This window comes from Streptomyces sp. ISL-12 (assembly GCF_018614415.1).
GTDB lineage: Bacteria > Actinomycetota > Actinomycetes > Streptomycetales > Streptomycetaceae > Streptomyces.
The window spans coordinates 1-19,746 of the sequence record NZ_JAGGOO010000132.1 but is presented as its reverse complement, the minus strand read 5'-3'; the positions used below and the strand labels follow the sequence as shown (position 1 = coordinate 19,746).

Genomic DNA, 19,746 nt, shown 5'->3' with positions numbered 1-19,746 from the left:
CGTACCGGGACGCGCCGACAGCCACGCAGCCGCCGGGGAGGCAGCCGGAACGCTCACTTCTCGAACCGGTATCCCATGCCGGGCTCGGTGACGAAGTGCCGCGGGTGGGCGGGGTCCGCCTCCAGCTTGCGGCGCAGCTGCGCCATGTAGACGCGCAGATAGTTCGTCTCCGTGCCGTACGACGGCCCCCACACCTCCTGAAGCAGCTGTTTCTGGCTGACAAGACGGCCGGTGTTGCGCACCAGCACCTCCAGCAGATGCCATTCGGTGGGGGTCAGCCGTACGTCCTTCCCGCCCCGGACGACCTTCTTGGCGGCCAGGTCGACGCTGAAGCCGCCCGTGTCCACGATCACCTCGTCCGTGCCGCCCGGCACCGGCTCGGCCCGGCGGACCGCGGCCCGCAGCCGGGCCAGCAGTTCGTCCATGCCGAAGGGCTTGGTGACGTAGTCGTCGGCGCCCGCGTCCAGCGCCTCCACCTTCTCGTCGGAGGAGTGCCGGGCGGACAGCACCAGGATGGGCACCCGGGTCCAGCCGCGCAGCCCCTTGATCACGTCGACGCCGTCCATGTCGGGCAGGCCCAGGTCGAGGACGATCACGTCGGGGTGGCGGGCGGCGGCGAGCTGGAGGGCGGTGGCGCCGTCGTGGGCGGCGTCGACCTCGTACTGGCGCGCCTTGAGGTTGATCACGAGGGCACGCACGATCTGCGGCTCGTCGTCGATCACGAGCACCCGGGTCATCGGGCAGCCTGCCTTTCTGCTGGGGAAGCACTACGAGGTCGAGCGGCCGGTCCCGCCGCGCGCACCGTGAGGACCATGGTGAGGCCGCCGCCGGGGGTGTCCTCCGCGTCGAGGGTGCCGCCCATGGCCTCGGCGAAGCCGCGGGCCACGGCCAGGCCGAGCCCGACCCCGGCGCCGCGCGGGGCGTCCCCGTACCGCTGGAAGGGTTCGAATATGCGGTCCTTGGCCTCGTCCGGCACGCCGGGCCCCCGGTCGACGATCCGGACCTCGACCCGGTCCCCGAGGGCGCTGGCGGCGACCAGGACGCCGGCGCCGGGCGGGCTGTACTTGACGGCGTTCTCGACGAGGTTGGCCACCGACCGCTCCAGCAGCCCGGGGTCGACGGCGACCATGGGCAGCGTCTCGGGGATGTCCGCCTCCACGTCGGCCTCGGCGACCCCGACCAGGGCCATCGGCACCACCTCGTCGAGGTCGATCTCGCGGATCAGCGGGGTGACCGTGCCGGTCTGGAGCCGGGACATGTCGAGCAGGTTGCCCACCAGGTGGTCGAGGCGGTCGGCGCCCTCCTCGATGCCCTCCAGCAGCTCGGCCTGGTCCTCCTCCGACCACGCCACGTCGTCGGAGCGCAGACTGGAGACGGCCGCCTTGATCCCGGCCAGCGGGGTCCGCAGGTCATGGCTGACGGCGGCCAGCAGGGCGGTGCGGATGCGGTTGCCCTCGGCCAGCGTGCGGGCCTGGTCGGCCTCCTCGCGCAGCCGCCGCCGGTCCAGTACGACGGCGGCCTGGGCGGCGAAGGCGGCGAGCACCCGGCGGTCCTCGGCGGGCAGGACCCGGCCGGTCAGCGCCAGCGCCATGTGGTCGCCGACCGGCATGTCCACGTCCGCGTCCTCGGGGCGTTCGACGGGCGGTCCCTGGCCGGCCCGGCCGGCGCAGGTCCAGGGCGCCACGTCGCTCTCGCGCTCCAGCAGGGCGGCCGACTCCAGTCCGAAGGTCTCCCGGACCCGTTCCAGCAGCGCCTCCAGGCTGGTCTCGCCGCGCAGCACGTCACCGGCGAGGAAGGAGAGGATCTCGGACTCGGCGCGCAGCCGGGCCGCCTGGTGGGTGCGCCGGGCCGCCAGGTCGACGACCGAGGCGACGGAGACGGCGACGCCGACGAATATCGCCAGCGCCAGGATGTTCTTGGGGTCGGAGATGGTGATGCGGCTGACCGGCGGGGTGAAGAACCAGTTCAGCAGCAGCGAGCCGACCGCGGCCGAGGCGAGCGCCGGGTAGAGCCCGCCCAGCAGCGCCGCGGCGACGGTGAGCGCCAGGTAGAGCAGGACGTCGTTGGCGAGGCCGAGGTGGACGCTGTCCAGCACGGGCGTCAGCAGCAGCGGACCGCCGATGCCGGCGAGCCAGCCCCACAGCAGCCGCCACCGGCCCAGCCTGGCCCCGCGGGCCACGGGCAGTCCGCGGCCCTTGGCGACCTCCTCGTGGGTGACGATGTGCACGTCGAGGTCGGGTCCCGACTCGCGGGCGACCGTGGCGCCTACGCCGGGGCCGAAGACGTACTGCCAGGTCTTGCGGCGGGAGGAGCCCAGCACGATCTGGGTGGCGTTGACCCCGCGCGCGAAGTCCAGCAGGGCGGCCGGTATGTCGTCGCCGACCACGTGGTGGAACGTTCCGCCGAGGTCCTCGACCAGGGTGCGCTGCACCGCCAGTTCCTTCGGGGAGGCGGAGGTCAGCCCGTCGCTGCGGGCTATGTAGACGGCGAGCACCTCGCCGCCGGCGCCCTTCTCCGCGAGGCGCGCGGCCCGCCGGATCAGCGTCCGGCCCTCGGGACCGCCGGTCAGGCCGACCACGATCCGCTCCCGGGAGCCCCAGATCCGCGACACCCGGTGATCGCTGCGGTACTGCTTCAGATACGCGTCGACCCGGTCGGCCACCCACAGCAGGGCCAGCTCCCGCAGGGCGGTGAGGTTGCCGGGGCGGAAGTAGTTCGACAGGGCCGCGTCGACCTTGTCGGGCTGGTAGACGTTGCCGTGCGCCATGCGGCGGCGCAGCGCTTCGGGGTCCATGTCGACCAGCTCGATCTGGTCGGCGCGGCGCACCACCTCGTCCGGCACGGTCTCCCGCTGCCGTACCCCGGTGATGGACTCGACCACGTCGCCGAGCGACTCCAGGTGCTGGATGTTGACGGTGGAGACGACGTCGATCCCGGCGGCCAGCAGTTCCTCCACGTCCTGCCAGCGCTTGGCGTTGCGCACACCGGGGACGTTGGTGTGGGCCAGCTCGTCCACCAGGGCCACCCGGGGTCGCCGGGCCAGCACCGCGTCCAGGTCCATCTCCTCGAAGAGCGTGCCGCGGTACTCCACCGTCCGGCGCGGCACCTGCTCCAGGCCGCGCAGCATCACCTCGGTGCGCGGACGGCCGTGGTGCTCCACGAAGGCCACGGCGCAGTCGGTGCCGCGCTCCACCCGCCGGTGCGCCTCGGACAGCATGGCGTACGTCTTGCCGACGCCCGGCGCCGCGCCGAGGTAGATCCGAAGCCTGCCGCGTCCCATGTCCTCATTGTCTTCCGCCGCCCGCCGGCCGCCGTGCCGCTGCCCGCGCAGCGTCGACCCTACGACCGGCGACCGGGGCGAATCGGACGGATCGCGGCGCCTGAGGCGTCTTTGACGCAACTCTGACGCGGGGGCGGGCCCCGCCGTCAACAGCACGGAGACGTGTCCCTCCGTCAACGACGAAGGGCCGCGTACCCCGCCCGCGTACCCCGGGCGGGGTACGCGGCCCTCCATGTCCGGCGGGGTACGCGGCCTCTCTGTGCCCAGCCGGGCACGCGGCCCCTCCACGCGCGCGTGGGCTGCCGCCCCGCGCGCCACGTCGGTCAGCGGACCTCGGTGATCTCCGGTCCGCGCTGGAGCTGGCCCATGCCGCCGGCGAAGCGGGAGCCCTCTTCCTGCTGGACGCCCTCGGGGACCATCTGCGCGTCGTTCGGCAGCTTCAGGACGATGGGGTCGCGGGGGGCCATCGGACCCTCGCCGCGGACCACGACCGTGTCCCGGAAGATCTGCTCCAGCAGACCCGCCGCCTGCGGCTGCACCGCGCCCTGCCCGGAGATCACCCCGCGCAGGAACCAGCGGGGGCCGTCCACGCCGACGAACCGCACGACCTGGAAGCCGCCGGTGCCGTCCGGCAGCTTGACCGGCACCTGGGCCCGCAGCTCCCAGCCGAGGGGGCCCTCGACCTCGTCGATGATGCCGCCCTGCTGGGTGATCCCGGTGGCGATCTCCTCGCGGACCTCGCCCCAGATGCCCTCGCGCTTGGGGGCGGCGAACGCCTGGAGCTGGATGGCGCTGTCGCGCAGCACGACGGTGGCCGCGACGATCGCGTCGCCCGCGACCTCCACCCGCAGTTCCATGCCGTCGACGCCGGGCACGAACAGGCCGCCCAGGTCCACCCGGCCCTCGGCCGGGTCACGGACCTCGGTGCTGTCCCACGGCCCGTCGGGCCGCGGCTCCGGCTCCAGCCGTACGCGGGTGCCCTCGTCGTCCGCCTCGGTGTCGACGCTGTCGACGACCTGCTCGGCCTCGCCGGCCGCGTCCTCGGCGGCACCCTTCTTCTTGCGACGTCCGAACACGTCACTGTCCTTCCCGGTCGGATACGACCGAAGCGTATCGATTCCCACCCGTCGGACCGCCTTCGACGGCCCGACCGCTTGTGCCGCTTGCCGGGTCCGCTCCGGCGTGTCCGCCGGTGGACCCGAAGCCCCCCTCGGCCCGTGCCGAATCGGGAAGTTCCGCGACCTGGCGGAAGCGGACCCTCTCGACCTGCTGGACGACCAGTTGGGCAATCCGGTCGAAGCGCTCGAACCGCACGGCCTCACGCGGGTCGAGATTCACCACGATCACCTTGATCTCCCCACGGTACCCGGCATCAATCGTCCCCGGGGCATTCACGAGGGCGACACCGCAGCGGGCCGCGAGGCCGGAACGGGGGTGCACGAAGGCCGCGTACCCCTCCGGCAGGGCCACAGACACGCCCGTGGGCAGGACGGCCCGCTCGCCGGGCGCCAGCTCGCAGGCGACGGTGGTCCGCAGATCCGCGCCGGCGTCGCCGGGGTGCGCGTACGTCGGAAGCGGTACGTCCGGATCGACGCGCCGGAGCAGGACCTCCAGCGGGGCGCGGCTCACGGGTTCACCTCGAAGGCGCGCGCCCGGCGCACCTGGTCCGGGTCGTCCAGCGCGGCCCGGATCTCCTCGGGGCGGCCGTGGTCGGTGAAGTGTTCGACCTCGACCTCGACGAAGAGGGCGTCCGCGCGGACCGCGACGGGGCCGTCGGGGCCGCCGATCCGGCCGGTGGCGGTGGAGTAGATCTTGCGGCCGGCCACCGCGGTCACCTCGGCCGCCAGGTGGAGGGTGGTGCCGACCGGCACGGGCAGCAGGAAGTCGGTCTCCAGCCGTCCGGTCACCGCGATCGTGCGCAGCAGCCAGCCGAGCGAGCCGAGGGTCTCGTCCAGGGCGCTGGCCAGCACCCCGCCGTGCGCGAGGCCGGGGGCGCCCTGGTGGGCGGGCTGGACGGTGAACTCCGCGGTGATCGTCACGCCCTCGCCGGCCCGCGCCGCCAGATGCAGTCCGTGGGGCTGGTCGCCGCCGCAGCCGAAGCACTGTCCGTAATGCGCGCCGAGCAGCTCGCCGGGGGCGGGCGCGTCGGGGTGCCGTACGGGTTTCACCGCGTCGACGGGGGGCTGAAGGGCCGGGGAAGTACCACTCACAGGCGCAGACCTTACCTGTCCGACCTGGCTGCGGCCCCGCCGCGAACCCGTGCCAAGCTTGGCTCCATGCAGCTCTCCGCCGCCCCGTACGAAGAACGTCTCACCACGCCCCGCTCCTCGTGGCTGCTGTGCTTCCTGGTGGGTCTCGCGATCGCCATCGTCCTGGTGCCCTTCGGCACGCTCCCGATCCTCGGCGGCCTGGCCTGCGGCACGGCCGCGGCGGCGGTCGTCGCCAGTTCGTACGGCTCGGTCCGCATCCGGGTCGTGGGCGGCTCGCTGATCGCGGGCGACGCGAAGATCCCGGTCACGGCGCTGGGCGAGGCGACGGTGATGGACGCGGAGGAGGCCCGTGCCTGGCGCACGTACAAGGCCGACACCCGCGCCTTCCTGCTGCTGCGCGCCTACATCCCCACGGCGCTGCGCGTCGAGGTCACCGACCCCGACGACCCGACGCCGTACCTGTACCTGTCGACCCGCGAGCCCGAGCGGCTGGCCGAGGCACTGGAGGCGGCGAAGGCGGCCGCGTAGCCGGCGGCCCTTCCCGGACCACACCCCTCTTCGGCCACCCCGGCCTCTCCGACCGCACCGCTCCGGGCGCACGTGGTCAGCACCTTGGCTGCGGCGCCGCTACGGGCGTGCGTGACCAGCGACCTCCCCCGCCGCGCCACTCCGGACCGCCGCCGTCAGTGGCCTTCCCCTCGCGTCACTCCTGGCCTGGGTGATCAGCGACCCTTCCTGCTGCGCCGCCCTCGGCCCAGGTGATTCAGCAGCCCTTCTTACTGCGCCGCTCCCGGCCGCCACCATCCGCGGCCTTCCCGCAACGCCGCTCCGGGCCCGCGTGATCAGCCGCCTTTCCCGCCGCGCCGCTCCGGGCCCGCGTGCTCAGCGGCCTTCCGCAACGCCGCTCCCGGCCCTCGCCGTCAGCGGCCTTCCTCGTCGCCCCGCCACTCCCGGCCGTCCAGTTCCAGCGCGTCCTCGGGCATCTCCAGGGCCGGCAGGGCGGGCAGTTCCTCCCAGGGCACCTGGTGCTTGCGCAGGTCGGCGCGGACGCGGGCGGCGAGCTTGTGGGTGTCGCGGCGGTTCATGACCGCGCCGACGGCGGCTCCGACCATGAACGGCATCAGGTTGGGCAGGTTGCGCACCATCCGCTTCATGATCTGCTGGCGCAGCTGGCGCTTCAGGTGGCCGTTCATGGCCGTGCCGAACGTCGACGGCTTGGTCACGTCGATGCCGCGCTCGTCCGACCAGGCGTTCAGGTACGCGGTGCTGCGCCGGCTGAGGCCGCCGGGCGGGCGTACGCCGTAGACCTCGTGGAGTTCGGCGATCAGCTTCAGCTCGATGGCCGCGACGCCGGTCACCTCCGCGGCCAGCTCGGTGGGCATGGCCGGCGGCACGGGCAGCATCGCCGCCGCGCCGACGCCCGCGCCGACGGTGGCCGTGGCCTTGGTGGCACCGGCCACCAGCCGGTCGGCCAGTTCCTCGGGCCCGAGGCCGGGGAACTGACGACGGAGCGTCGCCAGGTCCCGTACCGGGACCCGCGGGGCGATCTCGATGACGCGGTCGGCGAGGTGCGCCAGGGCAGCCCTGGCACGGTCGCCGCCCTTGCGGGCACCCGCTGTCGCCTTCTGCCGGAGCACCGCCGCCCGGCGTCGGGCAGCGGGCACCTCGGTCGGCACCGGCACCGGGAGGTCAGTCCGGTCGGCAGCCGGTTCGAGCGAGGCCGTCCCCGGGAGGGTCGGGCCTCGCTCGTCGTCACGCGCGCGGTGGGGGCCGTCGGACGGCCCTTGGTCCGCTCCCCGCTGGGAGAAGCGGCGCTTCCAGGGAGGGGTCGAGCCAGTCACGGCCGACCCCGCCTCAGTCGCAGTCGCGGCAGATCGGCTGGCCGTTCTTCTCCCGGGCCAGCTGGCTGCGGTGGTGCACCAGGAAGCAGCTCATGCAAGTGAACTCGTCCTGCTGCTTGGGCAGTACTCGGACTGCCAGCTCCTCGTTCGAGAGGTCGGCTCCGGGAAGCTCGAGGCCTTCGGCGGCCTCGAACTCGTCGACGTCCACGGCGGAAGCCGACTTGTCGTTCCGGCGAGCCTTCAGCTCTTCGAGGCTGTCCGAGTCGACGTCGTCGTCGGTCTTGCGTGGAGTGTCGTAATCGGTTGCCATGTCGCTCTCCCCCTCTGGGTGTCTGCGGTGTCTCCAGCGCACGTAACGCGTGAGAGGCCGGACTTGTGCCCGACCCGAGGCGGAGATTTTGCCTCACATCAAGGTCTGTTACTCAATCGACACCCAACCGGACTCCGCTCGAGTGATCGGCTTGGATGGCGATGGGGACCGTACACGGTCCGAATACCGCACGCCAAAGGCGTCTCACCGTGTACTTCCCGTGATCAAGACCCCTGAAAACCCGGACTTTCCCGGCTTTCCGGCAGAGTTCTTGGCCACGGAGAGTGGATGGCCGGAAAAGCGCCGCTGTGATCGATCACACAGGCGAGCACCGGAGCCTCGGTCCGAAAATTCCGCGCAAAGCGAACAAGCCCGGACCTCGGAACAGTGATCGGCGTCATGATCTCAGATCGGCGCTCCGTCTCAGACCGGCAGGGTCACCCTCATCACGAGTCCACCTCCCTCGCGCGGCTGGGCGTAGATGTGACCGCCGTGTGCCCGGGCCACGGAACGGACGATGGACAGCCCGAGGCCGACGCCCTTGTCGCTGCCGGTCCGCTCGGTGCGCAGCCGCCGGAACGGCTCGAAGAGGTTGTCGATCTCGTACGCCGGCACCACCGGGCCGGTGTTCGTCACCACGAGGACCGCTTGGCCGTGCTCCACCTCGGTGGTGACCTCGACCCAGCCGCCCTCGGCGATGTTGTACCGCACGGCGTTCTGCACCAGGTTCAGGGCGATGCGCTCCAGCAGGACGCCGTTGCCCTGGACTACGGCGGGCGCGCGCTGCCCGCGCAGTTCGACGCCCTTGGCCTCGGCCTCGGCCAGCGTCTGGTCGACGGCCTGGGTCGCGACCTCGGCGAGGTCCACGGGCTTGCGCTCCACGATCTGGTTGTCGCTGCGGGCGAGCAGCAGCAGGCCCTCGACGAGCTGCTCGCTGCGCTCGTTGGTGGCCAGCAGGGTCTTGCCGAGCTGCTGGAGCTCCACCGGGGCGCCGGGGTCCGACAGGTGCACCTCCAGAAGCGTGCGGTTGATCGCCAGCGGGGTGCGCAGTTCGTGCGAGGCGTTGCCGACGAAGCGCTGCTGTGCGGTGAACGCCCGCTGGAGGCGCTCCAGCATCTCGTCGAAGGTGTCCGCCAGCTCCTTGAGCTCGTCGTCCGGGCCGTCCAGCTCGATCCGGCGGGACAGGTCGGAGCCCGCCACCGCGCGCGCGGTGCGGGTGATGCGGCCCAGCGGCAGCAGGACCCGGCCGGCCATGGCGAAGCCGAACGCGAAGGCGATCACGGCCAGGCCCAGCAGGGCCAGCAGCGAGCGGCTGAGCAGGCTGTCCAAGGCGTGCTGGCGCTGCTCGTTGACGCAGTCGTTCATCGCGGAGTTGAACACTTCGGGCACCGCGTTGGTGGGCAGGTTGCAGGTGTCGCTGGTGACACTGCCCGAGGTGATCTTGAACGGCAGATCGCTGCCCACGTCCAGGGCCTGGGCCGCCAGCAGGTAGATGATCGACAGCAGCACGATGCCCGCGATCAGGAACATGCCGGCGTACAGCAGCGTGAGCCTTATCCGGATGGTGGGGCGCAGCCAGGGGAAAGGGGCGGCCGACGGGGGGTCCCAGGTGGGTTTCGGAGGCGCCTGCGGGGGCGCGGGGGACGCAGCCACGGCCGATCAGATCCGGTAGCCGGAGCCGGGCACGGTGACGATCACCGGGGGCTCGCCGAGCTTGCGGCGCAGGGTCATCACGGTCACCCGGACGACGTTGGTGAACGGGTCGGTGTTCTCGTCCCAGGCCTTCTCCAGGAGCTGCTCGGCGGAGACGACCGCGCCCTCGCTGCGCATGAGCACCTCCAGGACGGCGAACTCCTTGGGCGCGAGCTGCACCTCCTTGCCGTCGCGGAAGACCTCGCGGCGGTTGGGGTCGAGCTTGATCCCGGCGCGCTCCAGGACCGGCGGCAGGGGCACGCTGGTGCGCCGGCCGAGGGCCCGGACCCGGGCGATCAGCTCACTGAACGCGAAGGGCTTGGGCAGATAGTCGTCGGCGCCGATCTCCAGCCCCTCGACCCGGTCGCTGACGTCACCGGAGGCCGTGAGCATCAGCACGCGCGTGGGCATGCCGAGCTCGACGATCTTGCGGCAGACGTCGTCGCCGTGGACGAGGGGGAGGTCGCGGTCGAGGACGACCACGTCGTAGTCGTTGACGCCGATGCGCTCGAGAGCGGCCGCACCGTCGTACACGACGTCGACGGCCATGGCCTCCCGGCGCAGTCCGGTGGCCACCGCATCGGCGAGCAGCTGCTCGTCCTCGACGACGAGTACGCGCACGTCGCTTGTCCTTCCTGTGTCCGCCCGGCCGCGCCTGGCGGGCGCACGCGGGCAGGGGTCTGGTGGGTGTGTTGACCTCCATCCTGCCCTTTTCGGCTATAAGTCGGCTGTAAGGCGGGAGCGGGGCCGACGGGGCCGGGCGGGGCCAGGCAGTGCTCGACGGGATGCCGGGCGGTGCTCGGCGGTGGCCAGGAGTGTCCGCCGGCAATTCGGCGGGGGTGCCGGACGGTGTTCGGCGGCTCTCCCGCGGCACCCTGCGATGCCCGCCGGTGTCTGCCGGTATCCGGCGGTATCCCCCCCGGCGGGATTCGGCGGTCCAGGTCCCGGACCGCGGTGCCCGAGGTATCCGGCGGTCACAGACCGCGGTGCCCGGCGGGCCGGGACCCCGGTGCCCGGGAGAAAGCCGGTCCGAACGGGAATGCGAGATTTTCTCGGAAGGTTGAGGTTTCCGCGGAAGGGAGCGGGGGGAGGACGGCTTTACACCCCGCGATCACGCTCTGCCCGTACCGCACGACCGGCGGTACGCGGCGACCCTTCGCCGCAGGGCGGGCGCGGGTGTCCGGCACCGTCGCCGCCCGGCCGCGCGGCGCTGGGCACCTGTCGCAGACGTGATCGCCCCTTCCGAACGGCACACCCCCGTGCCATCGACCCACGACCCAGGACGAGGGGGCGCAGCATGGACGCTTTCACCACAGGACTTCTGCAGCGCATAAAGGCGACCGAGTCCGACCTGTCGCGGGCCCGTGACGAGGGGGACGACTTCCTCGTCGAGGTGGAACTCGGCGAGCTGGACGACCTCCGCCGCCTCGCCGCCGAGCACGGCGTGGAGGTCACCGCGACCAGCGGCTGACCGCCCCGCGCGCTCGCAGGACCGCGCCCGCACGACACCGCACCCCCGGCGAATCCAGCGCCGGGGGTGCGGTGCGTCCGTCGGAGCGGGCGGCCTCAGTCGTGCCAGGCGCCGAGTTCCTCCAGGAGCCGCTGGAGGGGCTCGAAGACGCCCGGGGTGGCGGCGACCGTCAGGTCGTCCGTCGGGCGCTCACCGGGACGTCCGCCGGTCAGCGCGCCCGCCTCCCGGGCGATGAGGTCACCGGCGGCACGGTCCCAGGGGTGCAGACCGCGCTCGTAGTACCCGTCGAGGCGGCCCGCGGCCAGGTCGCACAGGTCGATCGCGGCCGAGCCGCCGCGCCGGATGTCCCGCAGCCGCGGGATCAGCTGCCGGGCGACCTCCGCCTGGTGCGCGCGGACCTCGGCGACGTAGTTGAACCCGGTGGAGACCAGGGCCTGGTCCAGCGGCGGCGCGGGCCGGCAGGTGAGCCGGCGCTCGCCGTCCCAGGAGCCGGTCGCCCAGGCCCCGCCGCCGCGTATCGCGTGGTACGTCTCGCCGCGCATCGGCGCCGCGACCACTCCGGCGACGGTCTCGCCGTCCTGCTCGGCGGCGATGGAGACGGACCAGGTCGGCAGCCCGTAGAGGTAGTTCACCGTGCCGTCGAGCGGGTCGATCACCCAGCGAATGCCGCTGGTGCCCTCGACGGAGGCGCCCTCCTCGCCGAGGAAGCCGTCGTCCGGGCGGCGGTCGGCGATCAGCGTCGTGATCAGCTTCTCCGCCGCGATGTCCATCTCGGTGACCACGTCGATCGGGCTGGACTTGGTGGCGGCGACCGCGAGGTCGGCGGGGCGCCCGTCCCGCAGCAGCTCACCGGCGCGGCGGGCGGCCTCCCGGGCGGTCTCCGACAGCTCGGCGTACAGGGGGTCGGTCACGTCGGTCACAGGGCTGGTCACGGCCTTCCTCACGCGTAGGGGCTGTCGGCGCCCGCGGCGGCGGGGCGGGGGGCGCGGGCCGGGCAGCAGCCCACCGGGCAGAGGTTGTGACTGGCGCCCAGCGCTCCCAGGGCGCACGGCGTGACGCCGCGGCCCTGCTCGGCGGCGGCGCGCTCCAGGATCATGTCGCGGATCGCGGCGGCGAACCGCGGGTCGGCGCCGACGGTGGCCGACCGGCGCACCGGCAGCCCCAGCTCCTCGGCCTTGGCCGTGGCCTCCGTGTCGAGGTCGTAGAGGACCTCCATGTGGTCGGAGACGAAGCCGATGGGGGCCATGACGACGGCCGGGACCCCGGCCGCGTGCCGCTCCTCCAGGTGGTCGCAGATGTCGGGCTCCAGCCACGGGATGTGCGGGGCGCCGGAACGGGACTGGTAGACGAGCTGCCAGGGCCGGTCGATGCCGGTGCGCTCGCGGACCGCGTCGGCGATCACCTGGGCCACGTCCAGGTGCTGGCGGACGTAGGCGCCGCCGTCGCCGTGCCCCTCCACCGGGCCGGAGGTGTCGGCGGCGGAGGTCGGGATGGAGTGGGTGGTGAAGGCGATCTGGGCGCCGTCGCGGACCTCCTCGGGAAGGTCGTTGATCGACTGCACCAGGCCGTCGGCCATCGGCTCGACGAAGCCCGGGTGGTTGAAGTAGTGCCGCAGCTTGTCGATCTTCGGCAGCTCCAGGCCCTCCTCCTGGAGGGTGGCCAGGGCGTCGGCGAGGTTCTCGCGGTACTGGCGGCAGCCCGAGTAGGAGGCGTACGCGCTGGTGGCGAGGACCAGGATGCGGCGGCGGCCGTCGCGGACCATCTCGCGCAGGGTGTCCGTCAGGTAGGGCGCCCAGTTGCGGTTGCCCCAGTAGACCGGCAGGTCCAGGCCGTGCTCGGCGAAGTCCTTGCGCAGGGCGTCCAGCAGGGCGCGGTTCTGGTCGTTGATCGGGCTGACCCCGCCGAAGAGGAAGTAGTGCTGGCCCACCTCCTTCAGGCGTTCCTTGGGGATGCCGCGGCCGCGCGTCACGTTCTCCAGGAACGGGACGACGTCGTCGGGTCCTTCAGGGCCGCCGAAGGAGAGCAGGAGGAGGGCGTCGTAGGGGGTGGCATCGAGCACGTCTGGCATGTCTCGATCCTGCCACCCCCCACTGACAACGGGGCCACGGCGGGGGTGTTCCCCGTACCGGCTGGTCCGGACGGGTGCACCCGGGTCACCCGCCCAGTAAGCTGTATCGACTGCGTTCGGACCTTACTCGGATCCCACTGAGCCGTTACTGAGCCGTTTCCCGGAGACCCCGTTGCCCAGCCCCTACCGCGCCCTGTTCGCCGCCCCCGGCTCCAAGGGCTTCTCCGCCGCGGGCTTCCTCGGCCGGATGCCGCTGTCGATGATGGGCATCGGCGTGGTGACCATGGTCTCGCAGCTCACCGGGCGGTACGGGCTGGCCGGGGCGCTCTCCGCCACCATCGCGCTGGCCGCCGCGCTGTGCGGCCCCCAGGTCTCCCGGCTGGTGGACCAGTACGGGCAGCGGCGGGTGCTGCGGCCCGCCACCCTGGTCTCGCTGGCCGCGGCGGCCGGGCTGCTGCTCGCCGCGCACTCCCGGTGGCCGGACTGGGTGCTGTTCGTGTGCTGCGCCGGCATCGGCTGTGTGCCCAGCCTCGGCGCGATGGTCCGGGCCCGCTGGGCGGCCCTGTACCGGGGCACGCCCCAGTTGCACACCGCGTACAGCTTCGAGTCCGTGGTCGACGAGGTCTGCTTCATCTTCGGGCCGATCATCTCCATCGGCCTGTCCACGGCCTGGTTCCCGGAGGCCGGGCCGCTGCTGGCCGCCTGCTTCCTGGCGGCCGGCGTCTTCTGGCTGACCGCGCAGCGCGCCACCGAGCCCGCGCCGCATCCGCGTGACCGGGGCAGCGGCGGCAGCGCGCTGCGCTCCAAGGGGCTCCAGGTCTTCGTCGGCACCTTCGTGGCCACCGGCGCGATCTTCGGGTCGGTCGACGTGGTCACCGTGGCCTTCGCCGAGGAGGAGGGGCACAAGGCCGCCGCGAGCCTGGTCCTCGCCGTCTACGCGGCCGGGTCCTGCGTGGCGGGCATGGTGTTCGGGCTGCTGCGCTTCGCGGGACCGCCCGCGCGCCGCTGGCTGCTGGGCGTCTGCGCGATGGCCGTGAGTATGATCCCACCCCTACTGGTCGGAAACCTGCCGTCTCTGGCCGTGGCGCTGTTCGTTGCGGGCCTGTCCATCGCTCCGACGATGATCACGACGATGTCCCTCATCGAAGAGCACGTACCACGCGCACAGCTCACCGAGGGCATGACCTGGGTGAGCACCGGCCTCGCGGTCGGCGTCGCGCTCGGCTCCGCCGCCGGCGGCTGGGTGATCGACGCGGCGGGGGCGAGTGCCGGGTACGGGGTTCCGGCGGTGGCCGGAGCCGTCGCGCTGGCGGTCGGTTTCCTCGGGTTCCGCCGGCTCGAGCGGCCGGCCGCGGGTCGGGGAGGCATCGTTGAGCAGCACAGCGAGCGTGAGCGGCAGGAACGGCACCTGGCGTAACTGGGGCGGCACCGTCTCCGCCCGTCCCGCGCGGGTGGTCGCCCCCGCCTCGGCCGAGGAACTGGCCGAGGCGGTGCGCCGGGCCGCCGAGGACGGACTGCCGGTCAAGGCCGTGGGCACCGGGCACTCGTTCACGTCGATAGCGGCCACCGACGGACTGCTGATACGCCCCGACCTGCTGACCGGCATCCGCCACATCGACCGGGAGGCGATGACCGTCACGGTGGAGGCCGGCACACCGCTCAGGCGGCTCAACCTCGCCCTCGCGCGCGAGGGCCTGTCGCTGGCCAACATGGGCGACATCATGGAGCAGACCGTCTCCGGGGCGACCTCCACCGGCACCCACGGCACGGGCCGCGACTCCGCCTCGCTCGCCGCCCAGATCCGGGCCCTGGAACTGGTCACCGCCGACGGCTCCGTCCTCACCTGCTCCGCGGAGCGGAACCCGGACGTCTTCGCCGCCGCCCGCGTCGGCCTCGGCGCGCTGGGCGTCGTCACCGCCCTCACCCTCGCCGTGGAACCGCTCTTCCTGCTCACCGCGCGCGAGGAACCGATGCCGCTGGACCAGGTCCTGTCCCGGTTCGACGAACTGTGGACGGAGAACGAGCACTTCGAGTTCTACTGGTTCCCGCACACCGGGAACACCAACACCAAGCGCAACAACCGCAGCGCGGGCCCGGAGCGCCCGGTGGGACGGCTGCGGAGCTTCTACGAGGACGAGTTCCTCTCCAACGGCGTCTTCCAGGCCGCCAACTGGGTCGGCCGCGCCGTACCCGCCACGGTCCCGGCGATCGCCCGGATCTCCAGCAGGGCCCTGTCCGCGCGTACGTACACGGACATCCCCTACAAGGTCTTCACCTCACCGCGCCGGGTGCGCTTCGTGGAGATGGAGTACGCCGTTCCGCGCGCGGCCGTGGTCGAGACGCTGCGCGAGCTGAAGGCGATGGTGGACCGCTCCCGGCTGCGGATCAGCTTCCCGGTCGAGGTGCGCACCGCCCCGGCCGACGACATCGCGCTCTCCACCGCGTCGGGCCGGGACAGCGCCTACATCGCCGTCCACATGTTCCGCGGCACGCCCTACCGGTCGTACTTCACCGCCGCCGAGCGTGTTTTCACCGCGCACGAGGGCCGGCCGCACTGGGGCAAGCTGCACACCCGGGACGCGGAGTACCTCTCCCGGGTGTATCCGCGCTTCGGTGAGTTCACGGCGTTGCGGGATCGTCTTGACCCTGATCGTCGGTTCCGGAACGACCACTTGCGGAGGATTCTGGGGCCGTAGCCGACGCGGTGGGGTCCTGGGCGGCGGTGTCGCCGGAGCCGTCGGCGTCGTCCTGACCGGCGGTGGCGCTCGGCGTGGGCGTCGGGGAGGTCGTCGTACCGCCGTCCGCCGCGGAGCCGTCGTCCGGCGTGGACGTGCCGTCGTCGGTCGCGTCCGCCGAGCCGGACGGGGTGGCCGCCGGGGTGCCGCCCGCACCGGAGCCGGTGGACTCCCCCGGGTCGGGCGACGCCGTGGAGCCGTCCTCGTCCCCCGTGCCGCCCGAGTCCCCGGAGTCCGAGGAGGAGCCGCTGTGGCCGGAGAGCGCGTCGCTCACCGTCGTACTGCTGCCGCCGCTCAGGTTCTGACCGGTGATCAGCTCGTAGGTCGTGATGCCGCCCATGGTGACGCCGAAGACGACGGCCGCGGCGACCACCGGCCGCCGCCAGCTCCTGACCCGCGCCCGGTAGACCGTGCCCTCGCCGAACTCCCCGGAGCGGGACGGGCCGCCGGCCGCCCGGGGCTGCTCGGCGGTGCGCCGGACCTTCAACTGCTCACCGGTACGCCGGAAGAAGTGCTGGAAGAGCGTGCCGCCGCAGGTGGCGACGACGCTGACCACACCGGCGCCGAGGATCGTGCCGTACACCCCGAAGGAGGCGGCGAGCTTGGCGGCCACCACGGCCGCCAGGGCGCTGCCCGCGACCTGGGGCACGCTCAGGTCGATCCGCCTGCCCGAGTCGCCCTCGGTGCTGTTCTCCGTGACGTCGTCAACGGACCTTTCCCGCATCACCGGACCTTGCCTGTCTTTTCCGAACGTGAGCCGACAACTGCACGAGAGGGGGACGTACAGGCGAAATCTTTAGTTCCGTTTCTGGTGATTACGTGAAGTACGCCACCCGAAAGGTCCAGGTACCGGGCGGGAAGGGGCCGGGCGCCCCTTCCCGGTGGAAGTCGGGCGGCGCGCCGATCCACGCGCGTGGCCCGAATGGAGTACTGTTGCGAGCCCTGGGTCCGGTCTCCCGTCAGGGGGTTCAGGGCCTGCAAGGACCGCCGGGAGGGGGCTAGTTGCACTGGGTGACTAAAGTGGTCACTTAGCGTTGCGAATAGGTAACCGTGCCATAACGGCGATCCAGGGCCCTCGCCCGACACGCCGGGCAACTCGGCAAGGTTGTGGCAGGCTGCACCCGGGCAGGCCACACTCGACAGAGCGGAAGCAGCGACGCACGTGACGTCGGCAGGCACCACCCGGGAGGTCCCCATGCCCGAACTGCGTGTCGTGGCCGTCTCGAATGACGGCACACGGCTGGTGCTGAAGGCTGCCGACGCGACGGAGTACACGCTTCCGATCGACGAGCGCCTCCGCGCCGCCGTACGCGGCGACCGTCCTCGCCTCGGCCAGATCGAGATCGAGGTGGAGAGCCATCTCCGCCCCCGCGACATCCAGGCACGTATACGAGCCGGCGCGACCGCGGAAGAGGTCGCCCAGATGGCCGGCATCCCCGTCGACCGGGTCCGCCGGTTCGAGGGACCCGTCCTAGCCGAGCGCGCCTTCATGGCCGAGCGGGCCCGCAAGACACCCGTCCGCCGCCCCGGCGAGAACTCCGGTCCGCCGCTCGGCGAGGCCGTCCAGGAGCGGCTGCTGCTGCGCGGCGCCGACAAGGACACCGTCCAGTGGGACTCCTGGCGCCGCGACGACGGCACCTGGGAAGTGCTGCTGGTCTACCTGGTCGCGGGCGAACCGCACTCGGCGAGCTGGACGTACGACCCGCCCCGGCGGCTCGTCCAGGCCGTCGACGACGAGGCGCGCGCGCTGATCGGCGAGTCCGACGACCTCGCCGCGCCCGAGCCGAGCTTCCCGTTCGTGCCGCGCATCGCCCGGCTGCCGCGCGACCGGCCGCTGGACCGGCCCGGCGACCGGGAGCGCGAGCGGCCGGGCCTGCCGGCCCCGTCGGCCGAGCCGGTCGCCGAGGAGAGCGAGCGCGACTCGCTGACCAGCCTCCTTGAGGCGGTGCCGAGTTTCCGGGGCGACCTGGTCGTGCCCGAGCGCCCGGCCGCCGCACCCGAGCCCGTGGAGGAGCCGGCCGAGGAACCGGAGGCCGAGGAGCCCCCGGCCCCCGCCGCGTCGGCCGGGGCGGGCTCCGCGTACGCCGATGTGCTGATGCCGCGTTCGGTGGGCAGCCACCGGGACCGGCTGGTCGGCTCCACCGACCGGCAGGCCGAGGCCGACGGGGTCCGGCCCGGGCGCCGGGCGGCGGTCCCGAGCTGGGACGAGATCGTGTTCGGGACGCGGCGCAAGAAGCAGGAGTAGACGGGCTGCCGTACGGCCCATAGGCAAGAGCCGCTCTCCAGGAGAGCGGCCCTTACCCGTGCCTTCAGCGCGGGTCCGGTCCCACGGCGACCGGCCGCTGCGGGTCCGCCGACCACTCCGACCACGACCCCACGTACAGCGCGGCCGGAATGCCCGCCACCGCGAGGGCCAGCACCTCGTGCGCGGCGGAGACGCCCGACCCGCAGTACACGCCGACCTCGGTGTCCCCGGCGGCGCCCAGTTCCGCGAAGCGGGCGCGGAGTTCCCCGGCGGACCGGAACCGCCCGTCCGCCGCGACGTTCTCGGCCGTCGGGGCCGACACCGCGCCCGGGATGTGCCCGCCGACCGGGTCGATCGGCTCGGCCTCGCCCCGGTAGCGCTCCCCCGCGCGGGCGTCCAGCAGCAGACCGGTGCGCGCCAGTTCGGCGGCGCCGTCCGCGTCGAGCAGGCCGGTAGCGGCCGGGGCCGGCTCGAAGTCGCCGGGCGCGGGGACCGGCGCGTCGGTCACGAGCGGCCCCTGCCAGGCCGGCAGCCCGCCGTCCAGGACCCGCACGTCGGGGTGGCCGGTCCAGCGCAGCAGCCACCAGGCACGGGCCGCCGCCCAGCCCTGCCCGCCGTCGTAGACGACGACCGGCCGCCGGGCCGACACGCCCGCCCGGCGCATCGCGGCGCCGAACTCCGCGAGGTCGGGCAGCGGGTGCCGGCCGCCCGGCCCGGGCGGGGCGGCGAGTTCCCGGTCCAGGTCGACGTAGACCGCGCCGGGGAGGTGACCGGCCGCGTACTCGGCCCGGCCGTCGAACGGCGGCTCACCGGCCGCCTTGGCCACGCTGAGCTGCCAGCGGACGTCGAGCAGGACCGGCGGGTCGGTGCCCGCGAGGTCGTCGGCGAGGTCGGGTGCGGAGATGATGGCGTTCATGGCCACCATCCTGACGCACCGTCTGGCCGACATGTCGTTGTCGCGTTAACCTGCCCGCCGGGCAGCCTCGATCACGAGGCGTACGGGATCGGGCACATGCTGTACAGCCGATCGGCATCCGACCACCAGCGTGCGGAAACGGACAGCGCGGAGCGAGCCGGCGCGATGCCGTACGGCCACGGGGTCCGTCAGTGCGGAAGCGACCGGCCACCGCGAGGGGCCGAGAGAAGAGCGACGATGACCGAGTCACGGGGACGGACCGGCCGCGATGGCGACCGGCGCGCCCGGCGCCCGCCCGGCACACCGTGCTGGGTGAGCCTGATGGTGCACGGCCTGGACGCCACCCAGGAGTTCTACGGAGCGCTGTTCGGCTGGGAGTTCCGGCCGGGCCCCCAGCAGCTCGGCCCCTACGTACGGGCCCTGCTCGACGGACGGGAGGTGGCCGGCCTCGGACAACTGCCCCCGGACCGGCACCTGCCCGTCGCCTGGACGCCGTACCTGGCCTCCGACGACGTGGACCGGACGGCCGGCGCCGTCCGGCTGTGCGGCGGCACGATCGGCGTGGGGCCGCTGGACGCGGCCGAGGCCGGGCGGATGCTGATCGCCTCCGACCCGGCCGGCGCCGTCTTCGGCGTCTGGCAGGCCGCGGCCCACCTCGGCACGGCCGTCACCGGGGTCCCGGGCACGCCCGCCTGGAACGAGCTGATCACCTACGAGGCGGCGGGCGTCGCCACGTTCTACGCGACCGTGTTCGGCCACGCGCCGAAGGCGGGGTCCGCCGCCGGCCCCGACCACGTGACCCTGCATGTCGACGGCCGGCCCGTCGCCGATGTCCGCGGTGTGGGCGACGCCCTGCCCCGGGACCGGGGGCCGCACTGGGTGACGTACTTCGAGACGGCCGACGTGGACGACGCGGTGGCGCGGGTCGTCGGCCTGGGCGGGCATGTGCTGGAGCCGGTCGGGGAGGGTGCGCGGGGG

19 protein-coding genes are annotated in these 19,746 nt (G+C 73.2%); 6 read left to right on the top strand and 13 right to left on the bottom strand.

The features are described 5' to 3' along the window. Positions 1–53 precede the first annotated feature (53 nt). The 5 genes from J7I94_RS31575 to J7I94_RS31555 form a co-directional block, all read right to left on the bottom strand. Positions 54–737, bottom strand: coding sequence for a response regulator (locus J7I94_RS31575; protein ID WP_215172648.1), 684 nt, complete (start codon positions 735–737; stop codon positions 54–56). Beyond that, positions 734–3,280: a sensor histidine kinase KdpD gene (locus tag J7I94_RS31570; RefSeq protein ID WP_215172646.1), complete on the bottom strand. Its 2,547-nt coding sequence runs from the start codon at positions 3,278–3,280 to the stop codon at positions 734–736. The genes J7I94_RS31575 and J7I94_RS31570 overlap by 4 nt, the downstream gene beginning before the upstream one ends. Positions 3,281–3,603: 323 nt before the next feature. Further along, complete coding sequence (locus tag J7I94_RS31565) at positions 3,604–4,356, bottom strand: DUF3710 domain-containing protein (protein ID WP_215172644.1); 753 nt, start codon at positions 4,354–4,356, stop codon at positions 3,604–3,606. A 1-nt stretch (position 4,357) separates the two neighbouring features. Then, entirely contained in the window at positions 4,358–4,909 is a 552-nt protein-coding gene (gene dut / locus J7I94_RS31560; RefSeq protein ID WP_215172642.1) for a dUTP diphosphatase, read from the bottom strand. Continuing rightward, positions 4,906–5,490, bottom strand: coding sequence for a PaaI family thioesterase (locus tag J7I94_RS31555; protein ID WP_215172640.1), 585 nt, complete (start codon positions 5,488–5,490; stop codon positions 4,906–4,908). Before J7I94_RS31555 ends, dut begins: the two co-directional genes overlap by 4 nt. A 66-nt stretch (positions 5,491–5,556) precedes the next feature. Between J7I94_RS31555 and J7I94_RS31550 the strand changes: the two genes are divergently transcribed. Further along, the gene (locus J7I94_RS31550) at positions 5,557–6,018 is read left to right on the top strand and encodes a DUF3093 domain-containing protein (RefSeq protein WP_215172638.1); all 462 of its coding nucleotides are present in this window, start codon (positions 5,557–5,559) and stop codon (positions 6,016–6,018) included. Positions 6,019–6,410: 392 nt separating this feature from the next. On the opposite strand, the gene J7I94_RS31545 is transcribed toward J7I94_RS31550, so the two are convergent. The 4 genes from J7I94_RS31545 to J7I94_RS31530 form a co-directional block, all read right to left on the bottom strand. Continuing rightward, positions 6,411–7,331 carry a hypothetical protein gene (locus J7I94_RS31545; RefSeq protein WP_215172636.1) on the bottom strand — a complete coding sequence of 307 codons (921 nt, stop codon included), beginning with the start codon at positions 7,329–7,331 and terminating at the stop codon, positions 6,411–6,413. A 13-nt stretch (positions 7,332–7,344) separates the two neighbouring features. Further along, positions 7,345–7,641, bottom strand: a complete 297-nt coding sequence (locus J7I94_RS31540; RefSeq protein ID WP_003993510.1) for a DUF4193 domain-containing protein — start codon at positions 7,639–7,641, stop codon at positions 7,345–7,347. 423 nt (positions 7,642–8,064) lie between these two features. Then, positions 8,065–9,294 (bottom strand): HAMP domain-containing sensor histidine kinase, encoded by a 1,230-nt coding sequence (locus J7I94_RS31535; protein WP_215172634.1) that lies wholly within the window; start codon positions 9,292–9,294, stop codon positions 8,065–8,067. A gap of 6 nt (positions 9,295–9,300) precedes the next feature. Then, positions 9,301–9,954 carry a response regulator transcription factor gene (locus J7I94_RS31530; RefSeq protein ID WP_003993508.1) on the bottom strand — a complete coding sequence of 218 codons (654 nt, stop codon included), beginning with the start codon at positions 9,952–9,954 and terminating at the stop codon, positions 9,301–9,303. Between the two features lie 676 nt (positions 9,955–10,630). Between J7I94_RS31530 and J7I94_RS31525 the strand changes: the two genes are divergently transcribed. Beyond that, entirely contained in the window at positions 10,631–10,804 is a 174-nt protein-coding gene (locus J7I94_RS31525) for a hypothetical protein (protein ID WP_215172632.1), read from the top strand. A 95-nt stretch (positions 10,805–10,899) separates the two neighbouring features. On the opposite strand, the gene J7I94_RS31520 is transcribed toward J7I94_RS31525, so the two are convergent. Both J7I94_RS31520 and J7I94_RS31515 read right to left on the bottom strand, forming a co-directional pair. Continuing rightward, positions 10,900–11,715 (bottom strand): inositol monophosphatase family protein, encoded by an 816-nt coding sequence (locus J7I94_RS31520; protein WP_215172686.1) that lies wholly within the window; start codon positions 11,713–11,715, stop codon positions 10,900–10,902. Between the two features lie 29 nt (positions 11,716–11,744). After that, the gene (locus J7I94_RS31515; RefSeq protein WP_215172630.1) at positions 11,745–12,872 is read right to left on the bottom strand and encodes a ferrochelatase; all 1,128 of its coding nucleotides are present in this window, start codon (positions 12,870–12,872) and stop codon (positions 11,745–11,747) included. Positions 12,873–13,044: 172 nt separating this feature from the next. Between J7I94_RS31515 and J7I94_RS31510 the strand changes: the two genes are divergently transcribed. Together J7I94_RS31510 and J7I94_RS31505 are read left to right on the top strand one after the other, a co-directional pair. Further along, positions 13,045–14,289: an MFS transporter gene (locus J7I94_RS31510; protein ID WP_215172628.1), complete on the top strand. Its 1,245-nt coding sequence runs from the start codon at positions 13,045–13,047 to the stop codon at positions 14,287–14,289. Next, positions 14,243–15,568, top strand: a complete 1,326-nt coding sequence (locus J7I94_RS31505) for a D-arabinono-1,4-lactone oxidase (protein ID WP_215172626.1) — start codon at positions 14,243–14,245, stop codon at positions 15,566–15,568. The genes J7I94_RS31510 and J7I94_RS31505 overlap by 47 nt, the downstream gene beginning before the upstream one ends. Here J7I94_RS31505 and J7I94_RS31500 read toward each other — a convergent pair. Then, the gene (locus J7I94_RS31500; RefSeq protein WP_215172624.1) at positions 15,492–16,331 is read right to left on the bottom strand and encodes a hypothetical protein; all 840 of its coding nucleotides are present in this window, start codon (positions 16,329–16,331) and stop codon (positions 15,492–15,494) included. The two genes, J7I94_RS31505 and J7I94_RS31500, sit on opposite strands and share 77 nt — an antisense overlap. Positions 16,332–16,802: 471 nt before the next feature. Here J7I94_RS31500 and sepH point away from each other — a divergent pair, with 471 nt between their 5' ends. Then, positions 16,803–17,852 carry a septation protein SepH gene (gene sepH, locus J7I94_RS31495; RefSeq protein WP_215172622.1) on the top strand — a complete coding sequence of 350 codons (1,050 nt, stop codon included), beginning with the start codon at positions 16,803–16,805 and terminating at the stop codon, positions 17,850–17,852. A 64-nt stretch (positions 17,853–17,916) separates the two neighbouring features. On the opposite strand, the gene J7I94_RS31490 is transcribed toward sepH, so the two are convergent. Beyond that, a complete protein-coding gene (locus J7I94_RS31490; RefSeq protein WP_215172619.1) occupies positions 17,917–18,768 on the bottom strand; it encodes a sulfurtransferase in 852 nt (283 codons plus the stop codon). A gap of 237 nt (positions 18,769–19,005) precedes the next feature. Between J7I94_RS31490 and J7I94_RS31485 the strand changes: the two genes are divergently transcribed. Further along, positions 19,006–19,746, top strand: a 741-nt coding sequence (locus J7I94_RS31485) for a VOC family protein (RefSeq protein ID WP_215172617.1), incomplete at its 3' end; no start/stop codon positions are given.

Coding starts and splice junctions, on each gene's coding strand:
- J7I94_RS31570 (WP_215172646.1), bottom strand. CDS start 3,280: ATGGGACGCGGCAGGCTTCGGATCTACCTCGGCGCGGCGCCGGGCGTC.
- J7I94_RS31500 (WP_215172624.1), bottom strand. CDS start 16,331: ATGCGGGAAAGGTCCGTTGACGACGTCACGGAGAACAGCACCGAGGGC.
- J7I94_RS31540 (WP_003993510.1), bottom strand. CDS start 7,641: ATGGCAACCGATTACGACACTCCACGCAAGACCGACGACGACGTCGAC.
- J7I94_RS31575 (WP_215172648.1), bottom strand. CDS start 737: ATGACCCGGGTGCTCGTGATCGACGACGAGCCGCAGATCGTGCGTGCC.
- J7I94_RS31550 (WP_215172638.1), top strand. CDS start 5,557: ATGCAGCTCTCCGCCGCCCCGTACGAAGAACGTCTCACCACGCCCCGC.
- J7I94_RS31515 (WP_215172630.1), bottom strand. CDS start 12,872: ATGCCAGACGTGCTCGATGCCACCCCCTACGACGCCCTCCTCCTGCTC.
- sepH (WP_215172622.1), top strand. CDS start 16,803: ATGCCCGAACTGCGTGTCGTGGCCGTCTCGAATGACGGCACACGGCTG.
- J7I94_RS31525 (WP_215172632.1), top strand. CDS start 10,631: ATGGACGCTTTCACCACAGGACTTCTGCAGCGCATAAAGGCGACCGAG.
- J7I94_RS31490 (WP_215172619.1), bottom strand. CDS start 18,768: ATGAACGCCATCATCTCCGCACCCGACCTCGCCGACGACCTCGCGGGC.